The following is a 6,380-nucleotide window of genomic DNA, read 5'->3' as shown; positions in this document are numbered from 1 at the left end:
TTCTCGAATGCCTGGCTGGGCGGGCTGCCGCTGCACAATACCCCCTGGCGCTGGGGCACGCTGGAAAACAAAGTGACCCGCGTGTAAGGAGAAATACCGGTGCGGCGGAGGAGCAGGCAACCCTTTGCGGCCAGGCGCCGTATTCTCCCTAAAAGCCGATATGAAAAACTTGCGTGCCTGGGCGTTAGGCCTGTTAATAGTGTGCTGCCTCCCGGCGGTCTCCTGCAAAAAGGATAAAGACGATAAACTGTATACCGCCAGCAATGCTCCCATGAGCGGCGGACAGGAATTTCCCGCGGTAACCACCACCGCCACCGGGAACTTCGATGCCTCCTACAACCGGGAATCCAAACAATTGACGATTACCGTGCGCTGGCAGGGCCTGAGCGGCAACGCCACCCTCGCGCATATCCACGGACCGGCAGCCAAAGGCGCCAATGCCGGCGTCCTGTATAATTTTACGCCCATCCTTTCGCTCACGCCGAGCGGTAACTTTTCCACAAGCTTCACGCTGAACGGTACCAACCAGCTGGAGGAAGACCTCCTGGCCGGGAAATGGTACGTCAACATCCATACCGCCAACCACCCCGGCGGCGAAATCCGCGGGCAAATCGAACTGACTTACTGAGAAATGTATGCTGATGCTGTAATGCCCTTCATCCACACCGCCAACCACCCCGGCGGCGAAATCCGCGGGCAGATACTGCCGCAGCACTAGTAAAGCTTGCGGGCCAGGTGCGGGGCTGAAAGCCTTCCTGCCGTACAAGTGAGTGACACAACGGCGGCCGGGAAGCGGAAAAATGACTGGAAAACGGCAACGATACAACGGCATGAGGCCGTTAAAAGACACACCGGTAACTCGAAAAACAGGAACAAACCCCAAAAACGAGGGCTGAATAAATTCAGCCCTTTTTCTTTTGCCGCTATGTTATTTCCATGCATCCAGCAAAAAGCGGATCCAGTTTTTGTACATGATATTATCGATGTCGTTGCTCTTATAACCGCGCTGGCGGAGGATATCGGGTATTTTCTGGAGGCCTGCGATCGTGCCGAGGTCTCCGGGCGACTGCTCGGAGCCAAAAGCGCCGTCGAGGTCGGAGCCGATGGCGGCATGCTGCGAATTGCCCGCAAGCTGGCAGATGTGATCGATGTGATTGGCCACATGTTCCAGCGAAACGCCGGTATTTTCAGGCGTACTCTTGCCGCGCTGCCATCCGGGGATGAGCATCCAGGCGTCGAAAGCCGTACCGATCACCGCGCCGCGCCGGATCAGGAGCGAAAACTGCTCGTCGCTGAACTGGCGGTTGTGCGGCACCAGGGCGCGGCTGTTATGATGGCTCGCCCAAACGGGACCGGTGTAGAGGTCCATCGCTTCGGAAAAGCTTTCGTCGCAGAGGTGGGTGGCGTCGAGGATAAAGCCGAGGCGGTCCATTTCCTTGAGCAACGCCCGGCCTTTGGTGCCGAGCCCGCCGGTGGAATCGGTACCGTAGGCGTATACACCGGGGCCGTAATGTGCCGGTCCGATCGCGCGGAGGCCGTAAGCCCAGGCTTTTTCCACGCAGGCCAGTTCATAGAAGGAGTCGGCGCCTTCGAGGCTTAGGATGAAGCCGACGGGGAGGGAGCTGGTGTCTTCCGCGGTTTCCCAGAGTTTGAGGTGGGCGGAAAGCTCGTCGGCATTCGTGATTTGCGTCATTTCACCACGTGAGACCATGGCCTGGTACCATGCCAGTTGCCCCTGCGTCTGCGCCCATGCCTGTTCCTGCGAATGCCAGCCGGGCAGGGGATTGTCGAGCCCCACGTACCGCGCGATCTGCGTGGCCACGCACAAGCCCACACGGCCTTTGCGCATTTCCGGGAGGGAAACGGTGCCGCGTTCGCGGTCGGGTTTATCGGTGAGGCCCTTCTCACGGTCGCGGATGGCCTGAACGGAAGTGGTAAGGTCACGGTTCCACTCCAGGGCGTTCATGCTCAGGTCCAGGTGCGCGTCAAAAATCACTGATTGCATAGATATATTCAGATTGAAGTATTGTCAGAGTAACCTTCCGCGGGCGATGGCCCAGGTGCCGGTGTTGCTGCCGTTTTCGATAACGAGCGCCTCGTTGTACAGCGCCACGGTGGGGCATACGTGCCAGGGCGTGCCGTACAGTACATCGCCCACCTGCAGCGTATCCGCTTCCGGTGTTTTCACGACGAGGTGTTCTTCGCTCTGGGAAATCACTTCGTAATGCTTAAGCGCGGGGAAGAAAACGCGGCGGGTGATGGGGTTTTCGGCCGATACGGCTTTATGCCCCAGGTCGAGCGTAACGTGGCCTTCCTGCGGTTTAGAAATCACGCGGGTGAGGAGCTGCGCGGCCACTACAAAGGGCTGGTCGGGCAGCCCGGTGCCGTAACCTTCGTCCCACAGCAGGCAGGTGCCGGGGCTGAGGGTGATCTCCGCACGGCGGGCGTGGATGGGAAAGGTGGGCGTTCCGCCGGCAATGATTTCCGGGGGATGGATGTCCGCGGCAAGTTGCTCTACCGCGGCGAAGGCCTCGTCGCACTGACGGGTGCGCTCTTCGATGTCAACAGCGCGGATATGGCCGTCGTACACGTGCAACCCGGCGGCTTCCACGTTGGGGAGCGCCTGCAGTTCCCGCCAGAGTGGTGCCGCTTTATCGGAAGTGATGCCGGTGCGGCGCATGCCGTCGTCGATATCGATGTACAGGCGTGCTTTGGTGCCGAGGGGCGCATGCAAATCGTTCATAAGCCGGGCGGAGGCGGTATTGTCGGCCAGCGAAGCAAAGCGCGACGCGGGATACTGCTGCTGAAGTTCCACGAAAGCCTGGGCCATGGGGGCGTTGAGCTGGTAGGCCAGCAGGATGTCGGGCGCGCCCGTTTCGGCGAGCATGCGGGCTTCGGCCAGCGTGGCGCACTTGAAGCGGCGGATGCCCTGGTCGAGTTGCATCCGTACCACCGGCGCCATTTTATGGGTCTTGACATGGGGCATAAGCCGTCCGGGCCCCCCAGCCATGCGGATCATCAGGCGGATATTTTCGGAAATGCGTTCGGGAAAGACGAGCAGCGCCGGGGAAGGGAGCGCCGCCGTGGAAATAACAGGTTGCATGTATGATTTAATCTGATAATTCAAAAATAGCTTCGATTTCTACGGTGATGTTGTCGGGAAGGGAACCCATGCCTACGGCGCTCCTGACGCCGACGCCGTTGTCTGGCCCCCAGACTTTGACGAACAATTCGCTGCAGCCGTTGATGACGTGCGGATGAGTGCCGAATTCCGGCGTGGCGTTCACCATTCCAAGGATTTTAATGACCCTTTTGATCCGGTTGAGCGAACCGAGCTGGGAAACGAGGGTGGAGAGGATGGTGAGCCCTACTTGCTGGGCGGCGAGCTTTGCGCCGTCGGCGTTGACGTCCATCCCGGCTTTGCCGTGGAGGAGCGATCCGTCTGGCAATACGGGCCCGTGGCCGGAAACGTAGACGAATTTATCGACGATCAGCAGGGGTTTGTAAACCCCTTTGGGCGCGGGCGGCGGTGGCAGGACCAGGCCCAGTACGGCAAAATTTTCGGCTGCGTTCATCAGGAAATTTGTTTAAAGTTAACCTAATATTTTTTGCAATTCCAAGTAAATAATTTGCAGTTTTTGCAATAAATGCTGGATTTTATGGGAATTTTATTTGCAATATCGGCAGATTGCCGGCTATAAAAACGCCTGCAAGGCGAGCACGCCGAGCAATCCGCAGACCGACACGATGGTTTCCATAACGGACCAGGTGGCGAAGGTCTGTTTCAGGCTGAGATTGAAGTATTCTTTAAACAACCAGAACCCGCCATCGTTCACATGGCTGAACATGAGGCTGCCCGCCCCGATGGAAAGCACCATCAGTTCCGGGTGCACCTGTTGCTGCTGGATGATGGGGAGCAGGATGCCGACCGTCGTCAATCCCGCTACGGTGGCGGACCCTACGCAAACGCGGATCGCCGCGGCGATCAGCCAGCCCAGTACCAGCGGGGATAAGGCGAGCCCTTGCATAGACTGGCCGATATAGGTATTGATCCCTCCGTCTTTGATCACCTGCATGAAAACACCGCTGCCGGCGATGATCAGCATGATCGGCGCCACGTCTTTGAACGCGGTTTCGAGGGATTTCATGAGCGATTTCATACCCGTTCCGCGGCGAAGCCCGAGGAAATAGATTGCCACCAGGAGCGACAGCAGCATGGCGATATTCGGATCTCCGATTACGGAAATCGCCGGGCGGAGCGGGCTGCCGGGCGCCATGAAGGGATCGAGGGCGGTAGTGATGGTCAGGAGGATGAGGGGAAGCAATGCGGTGAAAAGGCTGATCCCGAGACCAGGCAGCTCATTGTCCGACCGTTGTTGGATCTGCACCAGTCCCTGCTCCGGCGTCACCTCCATTTTCCGCAGGGTGCTGCCGAACAGGGGGCCGGCGATGGCGATGGTGGGGATGGCGATGATGAGACCGTACACGAGCGTCTTGCCCAGGTCGGCCCCGAGCTGCTGGCTGATGGCCGTGGGCGAGGGGTGGGGAGGCAAAAAGCCGTGAGCGGTGGACAAGGCCGAGATCATGGGGATGCCGAGATAGAGCAGGGGCAACCTGGTGGAAAGGCCCGTCGCGAAAATCAGGGGCACCACGATCACGAAGCCCGCGGTATAAAACATGGGAATGCCTACCAGCAAACCGGCCAGCGCCATGCCCCATTGAATCCGGGGGATGCCGAATATCCGGATCATGGAAGAGGTAATCCTTTGCGCGGCGCCGCTGTCGGCCACCAGCTTGCCCAGCATGGCGCCGAAGCCCAGGATGGTGACGAGCGAGCCCAGGGTGGCGCCGATGCCTCCGGTTATCGATTTGCCAATGGCGGGACCGTCGAGCCCGCAGGCCAGGGCCAGCAGGATGCTGACGATGATGAAAGAGATGAAAGTGTCGAGTTTTGCCCACATGATCAGGGCAATCAGCAGGAGTATGGACAGTAAGACCAGTAACAAGGGTGATAGCATCGGGCTGTGGAATTTTGTGCGTTGAAGATAACAAAGCCGGGTGTTAAATGCCATAAAAAAAGCAGCTCCCCGGGATGGAGAGCTGCTGAATAGCCTGTCAAAAGCAGAAGTGAGTGACACAACGGCGGCCGGGCCAATAACCGGAGCCGGCGCCATCATATTAATCTTCCTTCGTCTGTTCCTTGATCTTCTGAACGGTTTGCAGGATGTGACTGGCTTGTTTGCTCAGCTCGTTGCGGAGCTCGCCGGAAGAGGCGGCGGCTTTTTCCTGCTTTTTCTTCGCGATGGGCTGCATCAGGTTCATGATGTAGTTGTTCACCCAGTTGTTGTTGAACTGCGTGATCGCGTCGGTAACATCGTCCACGCCTTTGGTAACCAGGGCGGTATTGTCGATCTGCCCGAGGATGCCCAGGTAGAGGATCGCGGCGCCGATTTTATCCTGACCGGTGCTGTTGGCCAGGTTGGTGGCGAAATAAGGTACATCCGCCTCGCTGCCGTTCTGTGCGTACACATTGGCGATAGCAGTGCCGAGTGCGCCGCGGGCGTCTTTTTCCATGGATTTGGCCAGCGGGTATGCTTTCTTCAGGTCCAGGTCGGCGAGGCCCACCAGGCCGGCGCCTTCCACGAGGTAGGAGCGGTCTTTCAGCGCGGCTTCGAACAGGGCGGTATGCTGGGGATCTTTCAGTTTGCTGATCTGCTTGAGCGAAGCGGCGCGCACCGGTGCCGCGGGATCGTTCTTCGCGAGGTCGAGCAATACGGGCAGGGCGGCGGCTTTCACGTCGTTGTTATCCATTTTGAGGCCCGCAATGGCGATGGCGCGGAGGCCTGAGAACTTGTCTTTCAAAGCGGCAATCACCGTAGCGCGGGCATCCGCGTTGCCGGTCTGCTGTTTCAGGCATTCCTCGATCGCCTCGCGGCGGTCGCGGTAGGTAGGGGCATTTTTATACTGGAAAACGTACGTAGCCAGGTTGCGGCGGTCGGTTTTTTCGAGGATGAGTATCTTGTCGCCGTCCACATTCACGAAATCCGGCTTGCCGTTCACGGGGAAGCTGAAATTGCTTGTTTTTTCCGTGATGCGCACTTTATGGCGGGTCTTTTTACCGCCTTCGTACACATCGATCGCGATGGGGAGGTCGAAGATCTTCTCACCTTTTTGCTCGATAGTCACGCCTGCGAATCCGGGCTTGCTGTAGTCGTAGGAGATATCGAGGGTGGGGTATCCTTTACCGAAATACCATTGGTTGAAGAACCAGTTCAGGTCCTGGCCGGTCACTTCTTCGGCGGCCAGGCGGAAGTGGTGGGACTCCGTGGCTTTGAAGGCGTTGGTTTTCAGGTACAGGTTCATGGATTTAAAGAAGGCTT

6 protein-coding genes are annotated in these 6,380 nt (G+C 58.4%); 1 reads left to right on the top strand and 5 read right to left on the bottom strand.

Translation table 11 applies throughout. The features are described 5' to 3' along the window. Positions 1-160: 160 nt before the first annotated feature. Positions 161-628 carry a CHRD domain-containing protein gene (locus tag Q0510_RS18290; protein ID WP_298715083.1) on the top strand — a complete coding sequence of 156 codons (468 nt, stop codon included), beginning with the start codon at positions 161-163 and terminating at the stop codon, positions 626-628. A 300-nt stretch (positions 629-928) separates the two neighbouring features. Here Q0510_RS18290 and Q0510_RS18285 read toward each other — a convergent pair whose 3' ends face one another. The 5 genes from Q0510_RS18285 to Q0510_RS18265 all read right to left on the bottom strand — a co-directional run. Further along, complete coding sequence (locus Q0510_RS18285) at positions 929-2,005, bottom strand: membrane dipeptidase (protein ID WP_298715081.1); 1,077 nt, start codon at positions 2,003-2,005, stop codon at positions 929-931. Positions 2,006-2,029: 24 nt separating this feature from the next. Next, on the bottom strand, positions 2,030-3,103 hold the full coding sequence (locus Q0510_RS18280) for a D-TA family PLP-dependent enzyme (protein WP_298715079.1): 1,074 nt from the start codon (positions 3,101-3,103) through the stop codon (positions 2,030-2,032). 7 nt (positions 3,104-3,110) lie between these two features. Next, on the bottom strand, positions 3,111-3,575 hold the full coding sequence (locus Q0510_RS18275) for a RidA family protein (protein ID WP_298715077.1): 465 nt from the start codon (positions 3,573-3,575) through the stop codon (positions 3,111-3,113). Positions 3,576-3,695: 120 nt separating this feature from the next. Continuing rightward, the gene (locus tag Q0510_RS18270; protein ID WP_298715075.1) at positions 3,696-5,018 is read right to left on the bottom strand and encodes a gluconate:H+ symporter; all 1,323 of its coding nucleotides are present in this window, start codon (positions 5,016-5,018) and stop codon (positions 3,696-3,698) included. Positions 5,019-5,178: 160 nt separating this feature from the next. Next, positions 5,179-6,380 (bottom strand): HEAT repeat domain-containing protein (locus Q0510_RS18265; RefSeq protein WP_333862306.1); only part of this gene is annotated, 1,202 nt, incomplete at its 5' end.

Source organism: uncultured Chitinophaga sp. (assembly GCF_937874145.1).
Lineage (GTDB): Bacteria > Bacteroidota > Bacteroidia > Chitinophagales > Chitinophagaceae > Chitinophaga.
The sequence above is the reverse complement of the archived record's forward strand: the minus strand, read 5'-3'. Positions and strand labels throughout refer to the sequence as shown.

Excerpts from the sequence above, each read along its gene's own strand:
- Q0510_RS18270 (WP_298715075.1), bottom strand. The coding sequence starts at position 5,018 with ATGCTATCACCCTTGTTACTGGTCTTACTGTCCATACTCCTGCTGATT.
- Q0510_RS18280 (WP_298715079.1), bottom strand. The coding sequence starts at position 3,103 with ATGCAACCTGTTATTTCCACGGCGGCGCTCCCTTCCCCGGCGCTGCTC.
- Q0510_RS18290 (WP_298715083.1), top strand. The coding sequence starts at position 161 with ATGAAAAACTTGCGTGCCTGGGCGTTAGGCCTGTTAATAGTGTGCTGC.
- Q0510_RS18275 (WP_298715077.1), bottom strand. The coding sequence starts at position 3,575 with ATGAACGCAGCCGAAAATTTTGCCGTACTGGGCCTGGTCCTGCCACCG.
- Q0510_RS18285 (WP_298715081.1), bottom strand. The coding sequence starts at position 2,005 with ATGCAATCAGTGATTTTTGACGCGCACCTGGACCTGAGCATGAACGCC.